This is a genomic window from Enterococcus raffinosus (genome assembly GCF_018917525.1).
GTDB classification, from domain to species: Bacteria; Bacillota; Bacilli; order Lactobacillales; family Enterococcaceae; genus Enterococcus_A; species Enterococcus_A raffinosus_A.
The window spans coordinates 164,048-187,040 of sequence record NZ_JAHLOS010000003.1 but is presented as its reverse complement, the minus strand read 5'-3'; the positions used below and the strand labels follow the sequence as shown (position 1 = coordinate 187,040).

Below are 22,993 nucleotides of genomic sequence, written 5' to 3'. Positions count from 1 at the left end.
TGTTTTACTTCAATTCCCTTATTTCGCCGTCAATGCGGATTCCTTATTTAAAAAGAATGGCCGATAGTACGCGGCTGCATTACTCATTGGCAAGTCTTCTTCACTTAATGCGATGCCGATTTCTTCTATTAAATACTTACGTCGCTCCTGCATTCGTTCCCACATTTCTGGATAGTATTTTTGAATGGCAGCTCGTAATTCTTCATCCGCTAATACAATGCCGCCTTCACAGCTGGCGCCGGAATATCCCGGAACTGAAGGAATGATATCGAACTGGAAGATCATCCCGCTTCGAAGTTTTTCTTTTGAGCCTGGATAGACAGGTGATGCCAACCATTCTTCATCGGCGCAAAGATGTCCCGGATTCAAATGCCAGCCATATTGCGCTTTTGGTAAAACTTCTTCGATTTTATCATATAGTGTCGAGCCCTTCATGTGGATTTTGATCGTTTCAAACCACGTTTTAACAGCATTGAAATAAGGTTTTGCGATACGATCCAAATAATCCTTTTCCCCTTCTGGGAGTTCATCGCTTGAATGAACGGCATATCCGCCGCGACTTTGCAGACCGCCTTTATAGCCAGTAGTCATGGAAATCCGATCGCCTAGCTGGATTTTCTTAGCTGTCGGATATAAATTGGCCTTTTCAAAACGAGCGCCAGTTGCCATGATGGTTACGACATTCGGTCTTTGACCAAGATTATTTAAATAGGCACCGATGCTCATCTCGCTTTTTCCAATTTCCAGCTGATCCATCGCTCTTAGGATACAGTTTCCAGCATTCATGGCTCCAAATTCATAATGAGCGATTTCATTGGCATTATTGGTGGTGCGTAAGCCATTTTCACCGATCAGCAGATAGGTCGCATTTTTAAAGACTGCATCGGGTGCAGCTTGTTTAAGTCCCTCGACTAAAAAGTATGGTAACTCATAAATCACGGCATTGTCCTCTTGCTGACTGGTAAAGTTCTTCCAGCCAATCAGACCAATTCTCTCCGCGTGTCCAAGCTTCGTCTGCTTTAAAATCTCTGGCACCGTCAATTTCGTTTCCATAGGTTGGTTTGGTAATGAAAAATGCGGCATGTGAACAGCATTCGCCTCGATTCGAGCAAAGGGAACTTTATTGAGGTTCTCATTTCCTAATACCAAATAGGCTTCTCCACTTTGATGAACCACTAGTAAAGCTTCCTCAAAACGCGGTACAAAACCGGTGAAATACTCAAAATTGCCGCCATGTTCTAAATCGGCATAGATCACAACTGCGTCGTAATTTTCCTCTTGCATTTTTTTCAAAAGCTCCGCCTTACGCGTTGCCATCGTTTCATCAGTAAGTTGTACTGGTTGAATATTTTCGTCCAATTTTGGGGCACAAACTTTTTCTAATTTGATCACGATTATTTAACTCCTTCGTTTTTTTTAATCATACCATAACAAATAGCTTGAAAATACTCGCTTTTTTTTAAGAAAATCGGTAAACTTATGATTATAAATAATTTTTCTCGAAAGGAGTCAATATGAAACAGTTACTTAACTCCTCTACTTACCGCCGAATTCAGTTCGTTGAATTTTTGGATCAGCTACCTTCTTGGTGTGACATCAAAGAGGCGGCTCAAAAAATTGATTGTTCAGCGAAAACATTATTGTCAGATATTGATTATATCAATGAATTTTGGGGGGATTACATTTACATCGAATACTCGAAATTTCAAGGAGTGCGCTTGAATAATATAACCTCCAACAAGATGGGAAATGTTTATGGCTTGATCTATAGTGAATCAAATGAATTTCAATTTGTTGAAAAGATGCTGTATGAATCGAATCAGGATGCCGATTACTGGATCAACGAATTGTTTATGAGTGAGGCATCTTTTTATCGGATGGTCAATTCTTTAGAGGATTTTTTAAAGCGTCGTAGACTTCAACTCGAACGCTCCCCTTTTCGAATTGTTGGGCCTGACGAACGATGGGTTCGCTTCTTTTACCAACAGTATTTTTCTGAAGCCTATGGTGCCAATCAATGGCCTTTTACCTTGAATCATGAAGAAACGACCTGTTTTATTATGCGTACATCCACCGATTTTGATGTCTCTTTAGATGATCGTGAGATCCAAGAGGCTGCCTATTTATTTATGGTGACCTTAAATCGAATGCACCAAGGATTCTATTTACCTGAGAATGTTTATGCTGAAGAAGATGATACGATCGATAAGGTTTTGGATTTCAGCCGACCGTTTGCAGAACATTTGTTGGCCGATACAGATTTCACATTGCCGAAAAAATGGTACAAGGAAGTCAGCCGGACTGTTTTCCATGAATTTTACAATTGGGACAATCCAGAGCAAATCGTTCGGATCAATGGTAAAATTGATACCTTTTTGAAAAATGTTTCAGAGGGAATTGAGTTCCCATTGAACCAAGAAGATAAACGGAAAATCATGCAAGAAATGATGTCTTGGTATGTAGAGTACAATTTCTATCCTTATCGTCAAATTATGCTGTTCGATAAGTATAAAAAATTCTCTCGAGAGATTCAGTTAGTCTATCCTATCTTCTCGACACTTGTAAAAATCCATTTACAGGATATCGAAAAGAAATCGCCTGAACTCTGGACGGATATCCGGATAAACAGTATCTTTTTCTTAATGATGAAGGAATGGTCACAGCTGCCAATTCATTTAGAAAAACTAAGACAAAAGGTAACTATTCATGTAGTGAGTGACTTAGGTCGCAAACATGCGGAAATGCTGCGAGATTTTTTAGTCGCAAACTACAGCAGTTGGACCGTCGTCAATACGTTTAATGAGCCGGTAATTTCAGTTGGAACGGAAGATTTTGAGGATTTTGCGACCTACGACATCGTCTTAAGCAACAATCCGATCAAGGGATATGAAAATGACAATGTCTTAATCGTTAATAATTTCTTCTCTGCCTCTGACCGAGAAAATCTCTGGAGCTTTATTGTGGCTCATCAAAAGAGAGAAGCTCGCAAACACTTGAAAGCCCTTGGTAATATTAAAACGAAGACTGCAAAAGAGTTGTATTTCTCTCAGCAATTGATAAATAAATAAAAATCGAGACCCTCTTAAGTTTCATCAATAAAGAGGGTCTCGATTTTTCTATTTGTTAGCAAAGACAATTAAATTGTAGTCATCATTGATACATGTCTGTAAGCTGATACGTTCTCCACCGCCAGAACTAGTGATTTGATCCCAATAATCTGTTCCGTCCTCCGCCATTCCAGAGTCATCTACTGTAACGATTTGAGATACTGTATAGTTCGACACATTATTCGCTCCATCCGAGACACTGATCGTTTCCCCAACGCCTACTGAGAACAGTACATTGAAAATACCAGGATTATGTCCAATAAAATGTGTATTAGCACCGTCATTTCCTGACTGAACGGAAGCACCGCCCCAGGTTGCGACTATATTGGGATTCGCATCAATAATTGCTTGGCCATTTCCCTGTCCTGCATTTAAATAAGATATCAATTGTCCAGCAATCTCCAATTGGTTAGCCTGCATTGTTGTAGGTTGGGGAGCTGCCGCGTTTGGTGTTGTAGACTCAGGTGCTGAGCTGTTGGCTGGTTCAGCCTCGTTAACCGTTGGCGCTGGTCGCGCATTCTGTTCAGTTGAAACAGTCTCTGATTCTTCTGGAATTAAGGCTGGGCTAGACTCTTCAGAGCTAGTCGCGGCTGCTGGATTCACACTGCTGCTTTGAGCTGTCGACTGAATGCTGTCCTTACTTGAGTCAGCCGAAGTTTCAGTTTCTTTTGTCGCTGAAGTCTCTGATTTTTTAACTTCTTTTCTTTTACTAGAAGACTGCTCTACAGTCTCTTGATCCGTTGTACTTGATGAACTATTTTCTGATTCTCCTAATACAGATGCTGCACCAGTTGTTAGAAAAAGTGCTGCGATAACAATAAATTTAAGATAGGTACTCATTTCTGTTTCCTCCTAAGCAAAAAGCTCTCTGCTATTTGCTTACAAATTAACGGATAATCAGTCCTATCACTGTAATACTGCTCGTAAAATAACCAAACATATTATTTATTTTTAACAAAAAGCTTACTACAATCGCTTTTTAATCCGTTGTTTCATAACTTTCTTTTCTAAAAACAAAACTGGTCGAGCAAATCTTGCTGGCCGCTATAGAAGTTCGACTTTTTTAGTTATGAAAAGTCATAATGAGTTAACTGATAGTCTTCTATGGAAGTAAAAAGATCTATTGGCTCACTTTTTGTTGAAGTTTTTAAATAATCTTTTAAAAGTTTTGAAATAGCGGTATTACTTGTCTTTTCAAGGGTTTCTCGAGGTTTTTCGTTTCCATTCTTTTTTTGTTTCATACAGAATTAGAGTTTTTATAAAATCTTTATTTAACTCTTTTAAAAGTTCTTGATAAAATTCAGGCTTTTCCGAGGTTAAACTAAGAAATTCCTCAAAATCTGTTGGGGCAGAAATGTTCATAGAAATTAGGCGGATTTTCTCTTGTTGATCAGCTATAGAATAAGCTTCTATCAGACGATTGAAACAATTAGATGGCATTGAGGGAGACAATTCTAATTGCTTCTTCGGAGGTGCGATGGTAAGAAAGAAACCAAACGCCTTCTCAGGCTCTTCTAGACGTCGAAGACTTCCTCTTAATTGTTCAAATACGCGGTGATAATACTCGTTTACTTTAAACAATTGGTTCAGTGTTGTAGGAATACTTTCTAATTTTAACTGATTCAAAGCATATTGCGCCTCGATTCGATTTAGCAGTAAACTGTCATTTTCTTTTTTATCGATTACTAATTTTCCTACAACTTGCCTGAAGACAAGCTCAAATAGATTGTTCACATCTTGGCGATAATCAAATCCCAGCTTATCCTGATAATTCTCTAAAAGTTCGTAAATTTGATTTTCTGGAACATTTGCGATAAAGAATACTTCAGCAGCCAGATTTTGTAGGTAGCGCTCATAAAAATCAAGACCAATAAAGTTAGCTGGAACAGCTTCAGCAAGTTGATAATCAAGAAAAGCTTGATCGACCTCAGCTGCCCCGTAATCGAGGTCGTACTCCTTAAAAAAGTTGCCAATTTCTCTTAAGCTTTCCTCAAGGGATTCAATTCCAAAGCTTTGATACTTCGCAAGGATTTCCTCATAAAGCTGTTTTAATCTCTTTAAGCGATGCATCAATTGCTGCTTTCCTTGTTCGAATTGCTGAGACAAACTTCCTTCTCCGCCATTTTTTAGAACAAACTCAATCGACTGTTGGATTCTCTCTGCTTGGTCAATGGGCATAACGCTTGAACCACTTAACCGTTCTTGTAATTTCTTCATAAAAAAAGGATAAAAAGCTGGGTCTGACAGTTCGTTTTTCATTCCTCTTCCTCCAATTCTGGAAAGTCCTCAAATGAGCCCTGAAGTGTTTCGATATCTCCTTGATACTTTTCATAGCGTCGTTCAATTTCCTCGAGAATTTCCTGATCCGTTATCGTTCCAGAATGATAGGCCCGCAAATAGTAAAAAAGTTCTTGGCAAATAGAGAAATGCTCTAGGTAATCACTTTTGTAAATCAATGGTTCCTTTGCTAAAAAACCTGCAACTGCCTGAGAATTATCCCAACTGAAATCAAGTAAGTGATGATCTTTAAAATGCTGCTTACGTTCTTCTGCAATTTCTGTAAAATCCGCCACCGATAATTGAAAACTTTTGTGATTTACTTGAAGTATTTGATTGATCGTTGTTCGCGGCTCCTCCTTTTGCTCTGATAAAAATTGGTTAAATAACGAAAGATCAAAATTAGACATTCTTTTAATCGCCCCTTTCATAGTCCTAATAGCATAGACTAGTAAAAAAGACAATCTTGAAAAATAATTGAAAATATGGTATTATAAAGACAGTTAAGGAGATGGATTTAAGTCTTCCTTAACTTTTTTTATTTCCTTTTCAAGTTAGAATCACTATTTCTGTTTGAATAAAATAACTATAAACTATTCGCACAAAAAAACCAGTGAGGACAATTTATCTGCCTTCGCTGGTTTTTTTGCTTATTCAAAATCTAAGTGTTAAAAATTCACCGAACTACTTTATTCGATCTTTTGTATTCGCTTAAACGTAATGTTCCGAATCTTAATTGGATTCAACGGAGCATCGTTATCATCTGTTTCTTGGCTAGCAATCTCCCGTACGACCGACATTCCCTCAATAACTTGTCCAAAAACTGTGTAGCGTCCATCTAACTCTGGAATCCCCCCTACCGCTTCGTAATGTGAGCGAACCTTATGAGGCAGATTCATACGATATAATTGATCTTTGTTCACGTGATTTCGTTCTACAATATAGAACTGATTCCCGTTGGTATTGGGTCCATGATTGCCGAGACAAACTGCACCGTCAAAATGATACAGCCCTTCATCTACCTCATCTTCGAAATAACCGCCGTAAATTGACGTTGCTTCGTCTCCAGAACCATCCAGTGCTCCGCCTTGGATCACAAAATCCTTGATTACCCGTGCGAAAGGTGTTCCATCATAGAAGCCTTGCTTAGCCAATCCCCGCCAATTTTTAACCGCTTTTGGTGCATCCTGTTGAAAGACTCTCATAGTGATTGTTCCTGCATCGGTCTCAATCAGACAAAGCTCTTCAGTGGGGCGTGGAGGTGTCAGCTGAAGTAAATATTGATTAGGATATTTAATGCCATGATCTTGCTCTACCACCTTTTGAATATACCAGTCTAGTTTTTCAACGCCAAGACGTGCGACTTTGATCAAATAGGTATATTCCTTTTTTGGTGTTGCTACGCGATAAGAGACCAAGCCGCGTAAATTATTGCTGCTGTCCCCTTTTACTTTGTACATACTCAAAAAATGTGCCTCTAAAAAGGTCAATTCTTGATTTCTCAAAGGATTAAATAGTTTTCCTGACTTACCTAATACAATGGAGGCAATTTCCTCTTCATTTCCGGTAGCTAAAATTTGAGTAAAATCCCGAAATCGTTCATTGATCTCTTCTTCATCCCAATGACGAGGAATCAAATGCTTGGTGACGGTTTCATTAATCAGTTTCTTTTTTATGATAACTGCGGCAGCACCGAGAACACCAGCAGCTAAAACAATTCTCCTCTTTTTCATATCCTGCCTCCAACTTGTTTTCTTAATTGTACCAGAAAGGTAGGCAATCGGTCATTCCCTTAAAGACTGATTCTAGTTGATTTTAATATATTTGATTTGCGATATTTTTAATGCTTGAATAGGTGGTTTTTACTCCCTCCCGTTTATTTATGCTCGCAATCTGTGTTAGGAGCTTAAGCATTTTACCTGCTATTGGTCATCCAGTTTGAGCGTTGGTTCTTCTTAAATCTATTATTAATTATATAATTCCCTAACGGTGTCCCTGAGTATCTCACTAAATTCTTTTAGGTCATCCATATCAATCACTTCATCCTTCAATAAACTGAGGATGTTCATTATCATCGTTGAGCGTCTTAAATAAATACTCACACTAACCTTCTTTTTATCCTGATTCACTCTTTTTTCTAGTTCTCAAAACTTGTCAGAAGCTGCGCTATCTTGTGTCAATAGTTCAAGATACTCACCGTTCAAACGATCCATGTAAGCTTCCTGCCAACCTGCGATTTTATTTCTGAATAATTTCCAGTCCTTCTCAGTGAAATCGGTATTCGATTGAGACATGCTTGCTCCTCCTTAAAATTTTTCCCGTTAAATCGTTCTGCTTTCTTCTATAGTAATTCAATAAAGAGCCTATCCACAGTAGAAGCCTTAAAAATACAGAAAAAATCAGGTCCCCTCTCATAATGTAAGAGTGAACCTGATTTTTATATCAAATGATCCCTTGATCAATTTGCTTTAGTTTTCGATAATGAGCATTGGTTTGTTCTAATTCAGCTGGACTTCCCTGCATCGTCAAATGACCGTCTTCGATGAAAATAACTTGATCCATCGCATCAAGCCCCTGCAAATGATGGGTGATCCAAATAACTGTTTTATCCTGCAGCTCATTAAAAAAGGTGTTGATCAGCGCTTGCTCCGTTATCGGATCGAGACCGACAGTTGGTTCGTCGAGTAATATGATCGGTACTTCCTGCAATAAGATTCGCGCCAAAGCTAGACGTTGCCGTTCGCCGCCAGAGAAACGTAATCCCGCTTCATCCACCATCGTCAGTAAGCCTTCTGGCAAATTCTCCACTAGTTCCTTCAATCCTACTCGAGTTAACACTTGCCAAAGCGCTTCATCTGTCGCCGCTTCATTTCCAATCCGCAGGTTATTTGCGATCGTTGTATGGAAAAGGTACGGTGTTTGATGGATAACTCCCAGATAGTTGCTGATGTCGTCACCAAATTTGTAGGTTTCTTCTCCATTTAGCGTAATTGCCCCTTCAGTCGCCCTCAGATCGCCCCGAATCAAATTCGCTAATGTACTCTTACCTGAGCCGCTGCGACCGAGAATCGCGACTTTTTCACCTGGTTGAAGCATTAGATGAATTCCTGATAAAACGTTTTTCATACTTTCAGGATAATGATAATGAACATTGTCTATTTTCAATGTCAAAGCACCTGAAATTTTTGGAGTTGCTTCATGAGGTTTCTGAATCGCTGGCAGATCATTCAAGTTTTTGATTGAATCTTTGTAGCTATTGGTTTCCTGAGCAGCTGCTGGCAATGGCGCGAAGGCATCAATCAACGGAAAGACTGATAACACAAAGGCCGCAATCCAGTTGGCCGCTCCTCCATGATTCCCAGGAAATTGACGACTGGTCCACATAAGCAGTGCGATCGTAATCACGCCAAACATCAATTGTAAGATAAAATTGCGTTTCCGTTGGAAGCTTTGAAGCTTGCGATTGACTTCTCGTAAGGCCTCTTCGGAACTTTCATGATGGTTCACATAATCCTGCCCTCGTTGACTAAAGATCCAATCCGACACGCCTAACACGTTATCGGTCAGATCGCTATATAATTCATTCTTCATCTGCTTCTGCTGTTCTTGACGAGCACCATTGATGATGACGGACCATAGCGGCAGTAAAAATACAACGATCCCTAAAAGCAGCAGCATCGCTAAAGCAAAGAAGAAAGAGAAATAACCGATCCCAATAATCACAAAAACATAGAGAAGCCAAGCGATAATCGTCGGAAAAATCGTCCGTAAATACAAATTTTGAATATGATTGATATCCTCAGAAAGCAGACCGAGAATGTCTCCGGTTCGATGATTTTGCTTAAAGAAAATCGCATCCTGCTCTAACGAATCATACAGTTTTACACGTAAATTGGAAGTCATCTTCAAAACCCAGTTATGACTGACTAAGCGTTCCACATAACGAAAGACAGGACGTCCAATCCCAAAAGCCCGTGTCAATACGATAGGAATATAAATCATTAGAATATTTTCCGGCAATGAGGCTGCTCGACTAATCAGATAACCTGAATTGAACATTAAGGCTCCCGCGCAGAAGAAGGTGATAAAGCCCAGTATCAGAGCTAGAATCAAGGATTTCTTATATTGCTTGAAAAAGGGCTTGACCCATTCATCGGTTTTTAGCACGTCGAATAATCCGATATGCTTCATCTCTCTTCACCTCGCAATGCCTGACTTAATCTCGTAAAGGCGCCATTTTTTTCTTCCAGCTCTTTCAATGTTCCCTGTTCAACAAGTTTACCATGATCCATTACCAACAGATAATCCATTTCTGTTAGCCAATGAAGCCGATGTGTCGCGAAAAAGACTAAATGAGTTTCCATCAGCGGTAACATTCGTTCCTTTAATTCGACCTCAGTTTCGATATCCAAGTGCGCTGTTGGTTCATCGAACAATAATATCTTTCGTTCTTGATCCAAAAAGGCACGAGCCAAAGCGATTCTCTGAGCCTGTCCACCACTCAGTGTGCGTGCTCCCTCGCCTAGTTTCGTATCCAATCCGTCTGGCAGCTCATTCACTAACTCCGTCAAACCAGTCACTTCGATCGCCTTTAAAATGTCTTCATCGCTGGCCTGTGGATGATAAAAAGCGATATTTTCCCGCACTGACCGCTGAAAGATATATGGATTTTGCGGAATATAAATTAATTGCTCCTGCCACTGAGGCTGATCAAAGGCGGTTAACGCCTGATCATTAAAACGAATCTGACTAGCATCAGGACGTAAAAAGCCACTCAGTAAATTGATCAATGTTGATTTTCCAGAGCCGCTCATGCCGATAATGCCGATTTTTTGATAACCCTGTACCTTAAAATCTACTTCTGCACCAAGCTTTTCTGCGTAATTGTACTGCATTTTTACACTCAACTGACTATCAGCTGACCAGGTTGGCAGTTCAAGTTTCGCATCCTGCGTCTCTGGCAGCTCTAAAATCTGATTAACATCGTCCATCGCATTTTTCCCATCCAAGGTCGCGTGATAATCACTGGAAAAGTCTCGAATTGGCAGAAAATACTCAGGAGCAAGGATCAGCACTGTCAATGCTGGAAATAAGAAAATCCCCTCATTGATTAAACGTAGACCAAGTAAAACAGCTACTACGGCAACAGATAGCGTGGTAAAGAAATCCAGCGCAAACGTCGAAAGAATCGCGATCTTTAATGTGCTCATCGTCGCCTTGCGAAAACGTTCACTGGTAGTGAAAATACTCTTGCTGTATTGCTTGCTGATGCCAAAGAATTTCAACGTATCAATTCCTCGCAACGAATCAATAAAGTGATTCGACAATACTTGAAAAACCTTGTATTGTTTGTCGGCCTTACTTTGAGCTGCATAGCCTAAGATGATCATGAAAATAATGATCAGCGGAAATACGATCAGTAAAACCACACCAGATTCCCAATCCAATAGAAAAATTGCTACTAGTAAAATCCAGGGGATGATCATCATATTCAGCATTTTCGGTAAAATCAGATGCAAATACTCCTCCACCTGATCAATCCCATCCAATGCTGTCGTGACCACACTTCCAGTTCCTTGCTTTTGCACCACCTGTGGGCCTAAACGGAAAATCTTCCGTAGCAATTGACTACGTAGATCTTTGGCCTGCTGATAAGCATACTCTTCTAGTACGTGCTCTCGCAGATAGGTCATTAAATGACGCAACGCGAAAGATCCAAAAAACAACAGTATCCAGGTTATTTGGTTGTTTAATTCTTCCCCGTTCCATAAATGCGTGATTGTCATAGACAACCCATACGCTTGCCCGATTATAAAGATTGCTTGCAGGATAGCAGATCCTGCAAGCAACATCAGAATTTTTTTGATACCGGGAAGTTGTAATAACTTCTTGTCGATCATGATTGAACTCCTATTTCATCGTAAAGTTAATTGCTAATAGTTAGACTCTACCCCAATCTCATGAGGATGCTTAATCCGTTTGCGGAAAATATAATACGTCCAAGCAGTGTAACCCAGTACAAACGGTAAGATAGTCAGCGAAATATAAGACATGACCTTCAGGGTATAAGGGCTTGAAGAAGCATTTTCGATTAATAAATCATTTCCTGGGATCGAGCTGATCAAGACTCGTGGGAACAATCCGCTAAACAATAATGCGACTAGTGCAATCAAGGTTAACCCGCTAGTGATAAATGCCAGCATTTCTTTATTTCTAAAGACGGAGACATTTGCGATAACTGTAAGCAACACGATCACCGCTAGTAAAATTAATGTCACCGCAAAATTATTTTGGAAGAAGTCTGTTTTGAAATACATCAAAATAGCAAATGCGACTAATCCAAAATAAAGAACACCGTACAGCAGCTGCGCATAATTCTTTGCGCGATAACGAACTGGTCCTTCAGTACGTAATGCGATATAGTTCAAGCCATGCAAGTAACACAATAAGGTTAATGCTACACCGCCAACCAATGAGTACAAATTAATATAATCAGTAAAGGTTGCCGTCATGTTGTGATTTGCATCCAAAGGCATTCCTTGAATCATGCTGATAAATAGAACGCCAAAGAAAAACGGAACAATAAAGCTGCCGATAGTCAATGTCCAATTCCATATCTGTTTATGTTCCTTCGGCATATGACTGCGGAACTCAAAGGAAACTCCGCGAATGATCAAGCCAAATAAAATGATAAACAAAATCAAATAGTAACCGCTAAACAATGACGCATACCAATAAGGGAACGAAGCAAACATCGCGCCACCAGCCGTCAACAGCCAAACTTCATTGCCATCCCAAACGGGTCCAATCGTTTCAACAATTTGGTCTTTTTCATGTTCGTCGTGTGCCAAAGTTTGAACTGACATACCGACACCAAAGTCAAATCCCTCTAAAAAGAAAAATCCGGAAAATAGGACGCCGATCAATAAAAACCATAATAATTGTAAACTACTCATGAGTGAACGCCCCCTTGTCGAAAGGATCAGTTGAGTCAGTATCCTGATTCATTTGATCGAGTCCTGGTCCTTTGTTTAATTCACGCTTAACTAAATAAATCATTGTTATCGCCAATCCAGAGAATAATAGGAAGTAAACGATATTTGAAATCAGCAACGATGTTACCGAAACATTTGGCGAAACACTATCTTCAATCGTAAACAAGCCGTAAACCGTCCATGGGTAGCGTCCTAACTCAGTGACTAGCCAACCAGCTGTATTTGCTAAGAACGGTGCAAAGGTACAAAACCCCATCACCCACAGCATCCAACGTTTCTCATATAGTATTGGTTTCTTCTTACGAGTAAAGAACAAACCAAGAATGGCTACTAGCAGCATCAGCATACCAAAGCCAGCCATGATCCGGAAATTCCAGAATAACGCATTCACTGGCGGATAATAATCCCGATCCCCATACTTTTTAACTAATTCTTTGTTGACGGTATCCATCCCTTTAATCGAACCAGACGGTTTATTATAGGAAAGAATACTTAACATGTACGGAATTTGAACACCAAACACCTGCTTGTGCTCTCGTTCGTTATCCCAAGCGATTAAAGTCCAGGCCGCCGGGTCTCCCGTGTCCTCATAGGTTCCTTCCATCGCTGCAAATTTCATTGGATTCGTTTCAATTAATGCCTTCATCTGAGCATCGCCGGCACCTAAAACCATGATTGACCCAAATAATGTGATGACTAGCCCAATGCGCATGGATTTCATGAAAAATTCCCGCATTTTTTTATCTTTGCGCTTTAATAATTGGAATGCCGCAAGTCCAGCAGCAATCATCCCGCCCATTGTGATTGCAGCAGCGATTACATGACCGAATTCATACCAGACCTTTGGATTAGCAATCACTGCACCAAAATCAGTCATCTCTGCGCGACCGTTGCGAAGCGCATAACCGACTGGATGTTGCATAAAGCTATTGGCCGCCAAAATCCAAAAAGCCGACAGCATTGAAGCGATTGTTACTAACCAAATAAAAAAGACGTGCAGACCTGGTTTTACCCGGTCCCATGTGAAAATCCAGAGTCCTAAGAATGTGGACTCCATAAAGAAAGCCAATAAGGCCTCCACTGCTAAAGGCGCGCCAAAAATATCCCCAACGAACCGTGAATAATCTGACCAGTTCATCCCAAATTGAAATTCTTGGATGATCCCGGTCACGACGCCCACCGCAAAACTTAGTAGGAAAATATTCCCCCAAAACTTCGCCAATTGACGATATTTTTCATTTTTCGTTTTAACAAATAATGTTTCCATAATGGCAACAACTAATACCATCCCAATCGAGAACGGCACGAAGAAAAAGTGAAAAACCGTCGTCATGGCGAACTGAAAACGGGCCAACGTCACTATATCCATTTTTATTTCCTCCCCTATATTGTGAATAACAGAACTAAAATAAATCTAATTCTATAAATACTATAATCCTTAAGAAATAAATTGCCAAATGTTCAGCTTAAGCGCTTTTTATTCATGGAAAATGAGTAAAAAGGAAAATAACTATTTAAATGTGAAATTTTGACGATTTTTGCTTAAAAACATCAAAACAAACTTGAGTTTTAAACAAAGCACTCATCAAAATAGTGTTTTCAACTTTCCTATTAAATGAGAAAAAACCACCAACGCTGGTGGTTTTTCCCTTATCTTTCCTCTTCAGCCCCATAATAAACTTCGAGATGCTGAGGTAATACTTTAAAGCTTAATGGCAGTCCTGGTCCTTCATCCCCATCAACACTCGGATGTAAGTCGACTGCTTCCTTCACTGTCAAACGTCCCTCTTTAAATGGCGTATACCCGATATTCTCGCTCGCCTGATCAACACCCTTGATAATATCTGGTACACTTTTCAATCGATCTGTAATACTTTGGTCCTTCAGATAAAGCAGATACAGCTGGCCGTCATTAATCTTAGCTTCAGGAACAATGTGTGTAAAACCGCCAATTGTTCGTGTCAACACGATAACAACTGCACTGCTTTCGACCTCGGTCTTTTCTCCGTCTATTTCTAAAGTAAAATGATAATTCTCATCATTAAAGACTTCTTTGACACCATTCACAAAATAAGCCAATTTACCAAATTTAGTCTTCTCTTCAACATCAACATCACTGATGGCTTCAGGAATACTTCCAACGGAAACAATATTCATAAAGTAATCATCATTGATTTTTCCAATGTCTAAAGACGTCTTACGTTCGATGGAGAAAGAATCAATGGCTTCTTTAGGATCCATCGGGATTTTCAAAGAACGTCCTAGATCATTGACCGTACCTAATGGGAAAAAACCAAATTTCGGGCGATAATCCTGTTCAGCTAATCCACTGATGGCTTCATTAACTGTTCCATCTCCGCCCATCGCAAAAACACTATCGACTTTTTCCTCTGCCGCTTTGCGAGCAAAATCTGTTGCATCGCCTTCTTTTTCTGTTTCCTGTACAGCCACCTCATCAAAAAACTGTTCTAATTTTTCTCGTGCTTGTCCGGCATATTCTTTTGCTTCCTCATTCCCAGAGCTGGGATTGACAATTAAGACTGCTTTTTTCATTGTTACACGCTCCCCTTTTCATCTATCTGGAAAAATGTTTCGTCGCTTTTTCTATTTCTTCTTTAGTATAACAGGCAAAGAACGTTTATTGGTTGAGGACGCTTTGCGGACAGGTGATGAAAAGCTGCTGGAAAGAAAAAAATCCTCCATTGACGTCGGAGGATTTCTTTTAGTCATTCAAATTGTAACGTAATTTCATATGTTCTGAGCCGGAGATGACCATGTCACCAAATAATTTGGTTTGACGCTTCAAGGATTCGTCTGCTAGTTTTTCATTGGCAGCTTCCAAGAATTTTTGTACATCAGATTGATCAGCAACCGCCTTATCCGTTTCATTTTGGATACCGCGATAAGCCGACATTGCTTCTAATTCGAAAGTATTACGGAAATCCACATAGAAATTATAATCCGTATCACCTAAGAGAGCAGTCGCACAGCTTAACCAGTACATATTATTTAGATCAAAGGTACCTGTCGCATCTTTGTAGCAAGCAGGTGTGTCGTTAACGTTTGAATAGAATGGTACGACCGTGTTAAAGGTATTGGCACCATAGGCTAACCAATGAACGCCAGCGATTTCAGCTGAAACATTGTTGCGAATTTGTAAAATGTGGACATTATGGTTCCGGTTGATACCGATTGGACGGATCAAGGTTTTTTCTGCTTCTGTACCGTCACCGTAAGGATCGTATTTGGTATTTTCAAAGTGAGAGCTTAACACGAATTTTACGTCTTCAATTGTGATCTTGCGGTTTGCTCGACAAATGAATGGCAGATCTTGATCCATTGGGTCTTGTTCTACTTCAGGAGTGAAGTATTTCTGACCGTACCAAGCCCGCGGATTGTTATAGACCGTATCCTTGATTGAAGAGCTGCCGAAAATATGACGCAAGTTATAGCCTTCAAAGTCTGGATTTAAATGATTATCATCAATCAATGCTTTTAAATCATCTGAACAAAGTGTATCAGCTGAGTCAAAATCAAAATCATTAATATTCATGCGGTTTGGCGCAACTACGTAAGCATCGTCTGGGATACGAACTGCTGCCCAATGATGTCCGCCAATGGTTTCTAACCACCATACTTCGTCCTTGTCAGAAAAAGCAATACCGTTTGGTTCGTAGGTTCCGTATTCTTTCAATAAAGAACCGAGACGTTCTACGCCTTCTTTGGCGCTGTGGATATAAGGTAAAACCAATGTCACGATATCTTCTTCGCCGATACCGCCTTCGACATAAGGATCAAGTCCTTGGATTCGTGGATTTGTGGTGATCGTTTCCGTTGCGGACATCGCAACGTTTTCGCTGTTAATCCCAGCCGCAGGCCAAATACCATTAGTTAAAATTGAATTAGGCATTGACGTGTAGCGTAATGGATTGTCAGGCAAGTCTACTTTCACGCCGCTGATTACAGCTTGATAGTTTCTTGGTTGATCTTCTGGTTGAACTACCACAAAACGTTGTGGGTCTAATGCTTCATGCCCATCATCGTTCCTTGAAATAATAGTTGAGCCATCAATTGATGCTTTCTTTCCGACTAGTACAGTGGTACATGAACCTTTTACTCTTTTTGTCATACTTGAAACACTCTCCCTTTTCATGGTAACTCAAGTATAACGCTAAAAAAATTAAACACCAAATGAAATCTTATCGCAAAATTTCTGCCAGCAATTCTCCGGTTTTTTCGGTTCCTTGTCTTTCTAGAGAGCTGACGATTTTAGATCCGATAACAACTCCATCGCAGACCTGCTGAAAGTTTTTGACATGCTCCTTCGTTGAGATACCAAAGCCAGCCAAGACGGGAATCTTACTGAAGGTTTTGACCTTCGCCAGATGCGTCATTAGATCATTGCGAAAATCTTGATCTGTTCCAGTAATCCCATTGACGGTAACGGCGTAGATAAATCCTTCTGCATTCGCTACTAATTCCTTAATCCGTTCTGTTGGACTAGTTAAGGATATTAACGATAACAAGGCCATTTCACCCAAATCCGAAAGCACCAAATCACGATGTTCATAAGGCAAGTCAGGAATAATGAACCCTTGGACATCGGTTCCATCTAAATCTTCCACGAGTTCCTTGATTCCATAATGAAAGAAAGAATTACTATAGCCCATCAATATTAGCGGGGCACCTGAACGAATCTCCTGCAATTTTTCGACCAGCTTCTTAAGCGTCACCTGTTGTGCAAAGGCCCGTAATCCGGCAGCTTGAATCGTCGGACCATCAGCGACTGGATCAGAAAATGGTACACCTAATTCGATCGCGGCTGCTCCTTGATCTACCAGCATTGCTATTTCTTCTTCTAGCTTATCTAATCCCTGAGCTCCTGCCATAATATATGGAACAAATAATTTTTCTGTTTCTGCTCTGCTTTTTAATGTTTCCGTCAAAGGTTTCATTGTGCTGCCTCCATTCGTTCTTTGATTTGTTGGACATCCTTGTCGCCGCGTCCTGAGAGATTCATTATGAGAATTTGATCCTTATCCATCGTCGGCGCCACCTTCATGACTTGTGCCAACGCATGAGAACTTTCTAGTGCTGGAATGATCCCTTCTAGTCGTGATAAATAATGGAAGGCCTCAACTGCTTCCTCATCATTAATCGCCGCGTACTCTGCTCGGCCGATGTCATGTAAGAAAGAATGCTCTGGCCCAATACCTGGATAGTCTAAACCGGCAGAAATCGAGAAGGCTTCTAAAACTTGACCATCGTCATCTTGCAGCAGGTGCATCTTCGCCCCATGTAAAATACCAACACTGCCTTTATTGATTGATGCCGCATGTTCTTCCGTATCCAACCCATGCCCAGAGGCTTCCACTCCCATTAATCGAACCTCTTTGTCCTCTATAAACGGATAAAACATGCCCATCGCATTACTGCCGCCGCCAACACAAGCCATTACTAAATCAGGCAGACGACCTTCAGCTTCCAGAATTTGTCGACGTGTTTCGATCCCAATAATACTTTGATAATCACGAACGATCTCAGGAAATGGATGCGGACCTAAAACAGACCCCATTACATAGTGAGTATCCTCCACTGTAGCGACCCAGTAGCGTAACGCCTCATTTACCGCATCCTTCAAGGTCTTACTGCCGGAGGTCACACTTTCGACTTTTGCACCTAACAGCTCCATGCGAAAAACATTCAGTGCTTGACGCTTCACATCGACTTCACCAATGAAAATCGTACATTCCATACCAAATAATGCCGCAGCCGTGGCTGTTGCGACACCGTGCTGACCAGCCCCTGTCTCAGCAACAACCTTACGTTTGCCCATTTTTTTAGCTAGCAGCACTTGACCTAAAGCATTATTAATCTTGTGTGCTCCTGTGTGATTCAAATCTTCTCGTTTTAAATAAATCTTAGCGCCACCCAAATTTTTCGTTAAGCGTTCTGCATAGTAGAGTGGGTTTTCTCGTCCTACGTATTGTTTCAAATAGTAGTTCAGCTCTTTTTGAAATTCTGGGTCATTTTTTGATGCTTCATAGGTTTCCTCTAGTTCTTGAATCGCGTACATCAATGTCTCAGGGACAAATTTCCCACCGTATTCTCCGTAAAAACCTGCTTTGTTAGGCTCTTGATACATATAATCGCTCCTTTTTTGATTGCATATTTATTTATGTAGCTTCATTTGTCTATCTATTGCCTTAACCGCTTGGCAAAAGGCATGAATCTTTGCGATATCTTTTTCTCCGTTCGTTTCAACACCGCTGGAAACGTCTACTACCCGTGGTTCGAAGTACTGGATTGCTTCGCCAACATTCTCAGTTGTCAGGCCCCCAGCCAACCAAAGTTTATCTTTAGGTAGATGGCGTTGATCGACTAAGTGCCAGTCAAACGTTTGACCATTACCACCCATCAGCTTGCCAGGTGGTGCATCCAATAAAAGATGCGGGTATTGATAGAAGTAAAAGATTCCTGATCTTTGATATTGAAGGCGCGAATGATTGGACGTGAAAGCTTGGTTAGATTCTTCTTACCATGAATTTGGATCAAGTCTAAACCAGCGATATCTGCGGTTTCTTCTACCTCGTTCTGTTTTGGTGAGACAAAGACACCGACTTTTTTTATCCCCTCTGGTAGATCACTCGTCAGTTTGCGCACTTCCTCTGGGACCATCTGTCGTGGACTCTCTGCAAAGACAAACCCTAGGTAAGTTGCTCCGGCCAACACTGCCGCCTCAATTGTCCGACGATTTTTCAATCCGCAAATTTTGATCATTGTCATTTTCTGCTCACCTGCAATTCAGCCACTTTGGTCGCCGGGTCCTTTGACCTCATCAATGTTTCTCCTACCAGCACCCCATGATAAGAATGCTTAACCTTTTCAACATCCTCAGCGGTCTTAAACCCGGATTCGCTGATGTAGATTCTCTCCCCTTCTGGTTGAGCTAATTTAAGACTAGTTTGTAAGGATACATTGAAGGTCTTTAGGTTACGATTGTTAACACCGATGATTTTGGCGCCGATTGCTTGTGCCTGTTTCATTTCATCTTCGTCATGAACCTCCACCAAAACTTCCAACCCACGTTTTTTTGCTTCTTGATAGAGCTCTGATAATCTTACAACAGAGAGTGCTGCAACAATCAGCAGTACAATACTAGCTCCGGCTTGCTTCGCCCGATCAAGCTGTCGTTCATCAATGATAAAATCCTTACATAAAATAGGAACCTCCACTACTTGGGCAACTGCAGCCAAATCATTGATGCGACCTTTAAAGAAAACTGGATCGGTTAAGACTGAAATGGCACTAACGCCAGCCTTTTCGTAACTTCTTGCCTGCTGTAAGATATCTACATTCTTATTAATCACTCCTTTTGAGGGAGAGGCCCGTTTAATCTCGCCGATCACATGCATTTTCTCTGGCTGCTCTTTGACAATATGATAAAAAGAAGGTCGTACTTTAGTTTTTACCGCTTGAACAGCTGTCAAGTTCTCTACCTCTTTTTCTTTTTCTAATAAAATTCTGGTCAAAAAATCCAACTATGCCACCTCCTGTTGTTTTGTGATAAGTTGCTGCAATCGATCATAAGCCGCTCCGGAAAGAATCGATTGTTCGGCTTCGGCGACTCCATCGGTCAATGTCTTTACTCGTCCGCTAGCTAGAAATCCTAATCCTGCATTCAAAAGTACCGTTTCATAGTGGGCAGACGGGATACCTCGTAAAACAGAAAGTAAAATATCTTTGTTTTTCTCAGCGGAGCCGCCAACGATACCTGCTAGTGGCACGCGTTTGAAGCCGGCCTCTTCAGGATCAAAAGAAAACTCTTCGACTGCACCATTTTGATAGATAGCGCAGTGAGTTGTCCCGGCTAGGTTGGCTTCGTCCATGCCGCCATGTCCATGAACAACGATTGCTCGTTCGCGCCCTAATTGCCCCAATGTTTTAGCAGTTTCAACGATAGAATCGCCAGCATAAGTGCCCATCAGCTGATGATCTAATGGGTAAGGATTGATAATTGGTCCTAGCAGATTAAAAATTGTCGGTGTCGCTAATTCTTTACGAATATGCATCACCGCGCCCATCGCTGGATGCAAATTTGGAGCGAACAAAAAGGCGATACCTGCTTCTTTCAACAAATAATCAATTTTTTCCGGACTAACAGTTAATGTAATCCCTAAAGCTTCTAAAATATCGGCACTGCCAGATTTGCTGGAAATACTGCGGTTACCATGTTTCGCCATAGGAATTCCGCCGCCAGCTAACACAAATGCCGCAGTAGTACTAATATTGAAGCTGTGAGAATGATCCCCGCCCGTACCGCAATTGTCCATAACCCCGACTGGTGCCGTCAGCATCGGTGTGCCTTTTCCCTGCATCACCTGTGCTAAGCCGGTCAATTCAGCTGCCGCGACACCTTTAATCTTCAGCCCAACTAATAAGGCGCTAATTTGACTGTCTGTTAATTGTTGTTCAAAGATCGCCTTTCCGATCTGCTTCATCTCACTAGTAGTTAAATCGTTACCACGATAGACTTTTTCAAATAACTCTTGCATTTATATCCCTGCTTTCTGTAAAAATTGATTAAGGTAACTGGTGCCGTCCTCTGTTCCGATAGATTCAGGATGGAACTGCAGCCCGAACACCGGATAACGTTTGTGACGAATCGCTATAATACAACCTTCTGCTTCATCTGTAACTTCTAAATCCTGAGGAATCCGCTCAGGATCGATCATCAGCGAATGATAGCGCATGACCTGCCTTTCAGACTGTCTTTGCAGGCGCGACTGCTTACCGTGCATGATCGTCGGTACACTGATAATTCTTCCTCCGAAAACTTCGCCGATCGCTTGATGCCCCAGGCAAATGCCTAAAATCGGTTTTCTGCGATAAAATCGACGAATCAGCATTTCGATCATCCCGGCTTCTGCCGGCCTGCCTGGTCCCGGAGAAAGGACGATTGTGGAGGCTTTTTCCGCTACGGCAAATAACTCTGGATCATCGTTTCGTAAAATCTTGATATTCTCTGGTAACAACTGAACCAAGTTATAGGTAAATGAATCATAGTTATCGACTAGTAAAATCATCGTCCCACCTCCATCAATGCTTTGGCTTTTTGCAAGGTTTCAAAATACTCGCTGGTCGGTTCAGAATCATATACAATTCCGGCTCCGGCCTGTACGTGGGCCTGCTTGTCCTTCACGACCATTGTACGGATCGCGATCGCAAAATCGGCCTGATCGTTCATGCCAAGAAAGCCAACTGCTCCGGCATAAATCGAACGTTTGACTGTTTCCCATTGATAAATGCGAGTCATCGCTCGGATCTTCGGCGCACCGCTGACTGTTCCAGCTGGTAAAGTTGCTTTTAAGGCATCCATCGCTGTGTGTTCCGGTTTTAGTTTGGCAGTCACTACTGATACAAGATGCATCACAAATCGATAACGCTCGATCGTTAAGTATGTCGGTACGATTACTGATCCACGAACAGCAACCTTTCCTAAGTCATTTCTACCAAGATCTACCAGCATGCGATGCTCCGCGATTTCTTTTGGATCAGTTCGCAACTCTTTGGCCAATGCTTCGTCTTCTTCTTGATTTACGCCCCTTTTTCTAGTTCCTGCGATCGGGTTTGTCGTAACCAGCTCAGCTTCGACAGTCACTAAACTTTCTGGTGAACTCCCAATTACTTGAACATCAGGGAAATCAAGATAATAGAGATAGGCGGAGGGATTGCTTTGCCTCAGCTGGCGATAATAACTAAAAGGATCAGTCGTAAATTTCGCTGACAAGCGTTGTGATGGGACGACTTGGAATAAATCACCTTCTACAATGCGTTTCTTCGCCTGTTTTACGATTGCTTCAAACTCTACTTGAGAGAAATTACTCGTAAAATGCAAGGAGCTCATTTCTAAATCTGGCAGCTGGGTTTCCTGAAGAAGTTTCTGCTCTAAATCTGCCATTCGTCTGTCCACTTGTACTTCTGTATCTTTGCTATAGCTATTTCCAACGACTAAGGTGGTGATTTGCTTTTGCTTATCAAAGATCACATAAGACTCATATAGGTAAAATTGCATATCCGGAACTCCTAGTTGATCCTTTGGAATCTCTCCGATAGCTTCGTAACAAGCGGCCACATCATACCCGACATACCCTAAAGCCCCACCTTGAAAAATCAAGCCTTCTTGTTCTTCTTCATCTACAAATACGTAGTTTTCTAATTCCTTCAGCGGATCGTCGCAAGGGTAGCTCTCATGACCGTTGTGAAATGATCCATTTTGAAAAATCAAATGCTTCACTGGATCAAAAGCGATGATTGCATAATCCTGAGCTTCAGACCTTCGTTCAAATAAACAGGTTCCGTGATTTTTCAAGTAGTAATAAATCGTCACTGGGGTTAAATGTTTTTCGAATAATTCTTTCGTTTTTCTCATTGTCTGACTCCTTAAGGGTAATTTTTAATGATGGATTGCTTAGCCTTTGGGGATTTAAGCTTGTTTGGTTTATCATTTCATTTTTTTCAAAACCATAAAAGATGAAATGATTTTCTTCCTACATAGAGTTTCACAGCGCTACTAAAAAACACAAAAAGCCCCCAAACCAAAATAAACTCTGG

At 41.0% G+C, this 22,993-nt stretch carries 21 protein-coding genes; 1 reads left to right on the top strand and 20 read right to left on the bottom strand.

Annotated features, from left to right (window positions below; all coding sequences use genetic code 11):
* Window positions 1-18: 18 nt before the first annotated feature.
* Complete coding sequence (locus KQI58_RS03950; protein WP_216406643.1) at window positions 19-1,392, bottom strand: M24 family metallopeptidase; 1,374 nt, start codon at window positions 1,390-1,392, stop codon at window positions 19-21.
* 122 nt (window positions 1,393-1,514) lie between these two features.
* On the opposite strand from KQI58_RS03950, the gene KQI58_RS03945 reads away from it, so the two are divergent.
* Complete coding sequence (locus KQI58_RS03945) at window positions 1,515-3,068, top strand: helix-turn-helix domain-containing protein (protein WP_216406641.1); 1,554 nt, start codon at window positions 1,515-1,517, stop codon at window positions 3,066-3,068.
* A 48-nt stretch (window positions 3,069-3,116) separates the two neighbouring features.
* On the opposite strand, the gene KQI58_RS03940 is transcribed toward KQI58_RS03945, so the two are convergent.
* From KQI58_RS03940 to trpE, 19 genes are all read right to left on the bottom strand, one after another.
* Window positions 3,117-3,947 (bottom strand): class F sortase, encoded by an 831-nt coding sequence (locus tag KQI58_RS03940; RefSeq protein WP_216406639.1) that lies wholly within the window; start codon window positions 3,945-3,947, stop codon window positions 3,117-3,119.
* Between the two features lie 354 nt (window positions 3,948-4,301).
* Window positions 4,302-5,366, bottom strand: a complete 1,065-nt coding sequence (locus tag KQI58_RS03935; RefSeq protein WP_253295762.1) for a DUF6179 domain-containing protein — start codon at window positions 5,364-5,366, stop codon at window positions 4,302-4,304.
* Entirely contained in the window at window positions 5,363-5,794 is a 432-nt protein-coding gene (locus KQI58_RS03930) for a DUF6323 family protein (protein WP_216406637.1), read from the bottom strand. The genes KQI58_RS03935 and KQI58_RS03930 overlap by 4 nt, the downstream gene beginning before the upstream one ends.
* Before the next feature lie 279 nt (window positions 5,795-6,073).
* Window positions 6,074-7,117, bottom strand: a complete 1,044-nt coding sequence (locus KQI58_RS03925) for a peptidylprolyl isomerase (protein WP_216406635.1) — start codon at window positions 7,115-7,117, stop codon at window positions 6,074-6,076.
* A 411-nt stretch (window positions 7,118-7,528) separates the two neighbouring features.
* Complete coding sequence (locus KQI58_RS03920) at window positions 7,529-7,678, bottom strand: hypothetical protein (protein WP_216406633.1); 150 nt, start codon at window positions 7,676-7,678, stop codon at window positions 7,529-7,531.
* 148 nt (window positions 7,679-7,826) lie between these two features.
* The gene (gene cydC / locus KQI58_RS03915; protein WP_216406631.1) at window positions 7,827-9,575 is read right to left on the bottom strand and encodes a thiol reductant ABC exporter subunit CydC; all 1,749 of its coding nucleotides are present in this window, start codon (window positions 9,573-9,575) and stop codon (window positions 7,827-7,829) included.
* Window positions 9,572-11,284, bottom strand: a complete 1,713-nt coding sequence (cydD, locus tag KQI58_RS03910) for a thiol reductant ABC exporter subunit CydD (protein WP_216406629.1) — start codon at window positions 11,282-11,284, stop codon at window positions 9,572-9,574. The genes cydC and cydD overlap by 4 nt, the downstream gene beginning before the upstream one ends.
* Window positions 11,285-11,317: 33 nt before the next feature.
* Entirely contained in the window at window positions 11,318-12,340 is a 1,023-nt protein-coding gene (gene cydB / locus KQI58_RS03905; RefSeq protein ID WP_216406627.1) for a cytochrome d ubiquinol oxidase subunit II, read from the bottom strand.
* Window positions 12,333-13,748 (bottom strand): cytochrome ubiquinol oxidase subunit I, encoded by a 1,416-nt coding sequence (locus KQI58_RS03900; protein ID WP_216406625.1) that lies wholly within the window; start codon window positions 13,746-13,748, stop codon window positions 12,333-12,335. Before KQI58_RS03900 ends, cydB begins: the two co-directional genes overlap by 8 nt.
* A gap of 281 nt (window positions 13,749-14,029) precedes the next feature.
* Complete coding sequence (locus KQI58_RS03895; protein WP_216406624.1) at window positions 14,030-14,932, bottom strand: diacylglycerol/lipid kinase family protein; 903 nt, start codon at window positions 14,930-14,932, stop codon at window positions 14,030-14,032.
* 169 nt (window positions 14,933-15,101) lie between these two features.
* Window positions 15,102-16,508 carry a C69 family dipeptidase gene (locus tag KQI58_RS03890; protein ID WP_216406623.1) on the bottom strand — a complete coding sequence of 469 codons (1,407 nt, stop codon included), beginning with the start codon at window positions 16,506-16,508 and terminating at the stop codon, window positions 15,102-15,104.
* 70 nt (window positions 16,509-16,578) lie between these two features.
* Window positions 16,579-17,334 (bottom strand): tryptophan synthase subunit alpha, encoded by a 756-nt coding sequence (gene trpA, locus KQI58_RS03885; protein ID WP_216406621.1) that lies wholly within the window; start codon window positions 17,332-17,334, stop codon window positions 16,579-16,581.
* The gene (gene trpB / locus KQI58_RS03880; RefSeq protein WP_216406619.1) at window positions 17,331-18,524 is read right to left on the bottom strand and encodes a tryptophan synthase subunit beta; all 1,194 of its coding nucleotides are present in this window, start codon (window positions 18,522-18,524) and stop codon (window positions 17,331-17,333) included. The genes trpA and trpB overlap by 4 nt, the downstream gene beginning before the upstream one ends.
* Window positions 18,525-18,551: 27 nt before the next feature.
* On the bottom strand, window positions 18,552-18,797 hold the full coding sequence (locus KQI58_RS23270) for a phosphoribosylanthranilate isomerase (RefSeq protein ID WP_437177487.1): 246 nt from the start codon (window positions 18,795-18,797) through the stop codon (window positions 18,552-18,554).
* Complete coding sequence (locus KQI58_RS23265; RefSeq protein WP_437177485.1) at window positions 18,797-19,165, bottom strand: phosphoribosylanthranilate isomerase; 369 nt, start codon at window positions 19,163-19,165, stop codon at window positions 18,797-18,799. Before KQI58_RS23265 ends, KQI58_RS23270 begins: the two co-directional genes overlap by 1 nt.
* Complete coding sequence (gene trpC / locus KQI58_RS03870; RefSeq protein WP_216406617.1) at window positions 19,162-19,920, bottom strand: indole-3-glycerol phosphate synthase TrpC; 759 nt, start codon at window positions 19,918-19,920, stop codon at window positions 19,162-19,164. The genes KQI58_RS23265 and trpC overlap by 4 nt, the downstream gene beginning before the upstream one ends.
* Window positions 19,921-20,934, bottom strand: a complete 1,014-nt coding sequence (gene trpD / locus KQI58_RS03865) for an anthranilate phosphoribosyltransferase (RefSeq protein ID WP_216406615.1) — start codon at window positions 20,932-20,934, stop codon at window positions 19,921-19,923.
* Entirely contained in the window at window positions 20,935-21,465 is a 531-nt protein-coding gene (locus KQI58_RS03860) for an anthranilate synthase component II (protein ID WP_216406613.1), read from the bottom strand. It abuts the gene before it with no gap.
* Complete coding sequence (gene trpE, locus KQI58_RS03855) at window positions 21,462-22,811, bottom strand: anthranilate synthase component I (RefSeq protein ID WP_216406611.1); 1,350 nt, start codon at window positions 22,809-22,811, stop codon at window positions 21,462-21,464. Before trpE ends, KQI58_RS03860 begins: the two co-directional genes overlap by 4 nt.
* Window positions 22,812-22,993: the final 182 nt, after the last annotated feature.

Excerpts from the sequence above, each read along its gene's own strand:
- KQI58_RS03945 (WP_216406641.1), top strand. The coding sequence starts at position 1,515 with ATGAAACAGTTACTTAACTCCTCTACTTACCGCCGAATTCAGTTCGTT.
- KQI58_RS03940 (WP_216406639.1), bottom strand. The coding sequence starts at position 3,947 with ATGAGTACCTATCTTAAATTTATTGTTATCGCAGCACTTTTTCTAACA.
- KQI58_RS03935 (WP_253295762.1), bottom strand. The coding sequence starts at position 5,366 with ATGAAAAACGAACTGTCAGACCCAGCTTTTTATCCTTTTTTTATGAAG.
- KQI58_RS03930 (WP_216406637.1), bottom strand. The coding sequence starts at position 5,794 with ATGTCTAATTTTGATCTTTCGTTATTTAACCAATTTTTATCAGAGCAA.
- KQI58_RS03925 (WP_216406635.1), bottom strand. The coding sequence starts at position 7,117 with ATGAAAAAGAGGAGAATTGTTTTAGCTGCTGGTGTTCTCGGTGCTGCC.
- KQI58_RS03920 (WP_216406633.1), bottom strand. The coding sequence starts at position 7,678 with ATGTCTCAATCGAATACCGATTTCACTGAGAAGGACTGGAAATTATTC.
- cydC (WP_216406631.1), bottom strand. The coding sequence starts at position 9,575 with ATGAAGCATATCGGATTATTCGACGTGCTAAAAACCGATGAATGGGTC.
- cydD (WP_216406629.1), bottom strand. The coding sequence starts at position 11,284 with ATGATCGACAAGAAGTTATTACAACTTCCCGGTATCAAAAAAATTCTG.
- cydB (WP_216406627.1), bottom strand. The coding sequence starts at position 12,340 with ATGAGTAGTTTACAATTATTATGGTTTTTATTGATCGGCGTCCTATTT.
- KQI58_RS03900 (WP_216406625.1), bottom strand. The coding sequence starts at position 13,748 with ATGGATATAGTGACGTTGGCCCGTTTTCAGTTCGCCATGACGACGGTT.
- KQI58_RS03895 (WP_216406624.1), bottom strand. The coding sequence starts at position 14,932 with ATGAAAAAAGCAGTCTTAATTGTCAATCCCAGCTCTGGGAATGAGGAA.
- KQI58_RS03890 (WP_216406623.1), bottom strand. The coding sequence starts at position 16,508 with ATGACAAAAAGAGTAAAAGGTTCATGTACCACTGTACTAGTCGGAAAG.
- trpA (WP_216406621.1), bottom strand. The coding sequence starts at position 17,334 with ATGAAACCTTTGACGGAAACATTAAAAAGCAGAGCAGAAACAGAAAAA.
- trpB (WP_216406619.1), bottom strand. The coding sequence starts at position 18,524 with ATGTATCAAGAGCCTAACAAAGCAGGTTTTTACGGAGAATACGGTGGG.
- KQI58_RS23270 (WP_437177487.1), bottom strand. The coding sequence starts at position 18,797 with ATGGGTGGTAATGGTCAAACGTTTGACTGGCACTTAGTCGATCAACGC.
- KQI58_RS23265 (WP_437177485.1), bottom strand. The coding sequence starts at position 19,165 with ATGACAATGATCAAAATTTGCGGATTGAAAAATCGTCGGACAATTGAG.
- trpD (WP_216406615.1), bottom strand. The coding sequence starts at position 20,934 with ATGCAAGAGTTATTTGAAAAAGTCTATCGTGGTAACGATTTAACTACT.
- KQI58_RS03860 (WP_216406613.1), bottom strand. The coding sequence starts at position 21,465 with ATGATTTTACTAGTCGATAACTATGATTCATTTACCTATAACTTGGTT.
- trpE (WP_216406611.1), bottom strand. The coding sequence starts at position 22,811 with ATGAGAAAAACGAAAGAATTATTCGAAAAACATTTAACCCCAGTGACG.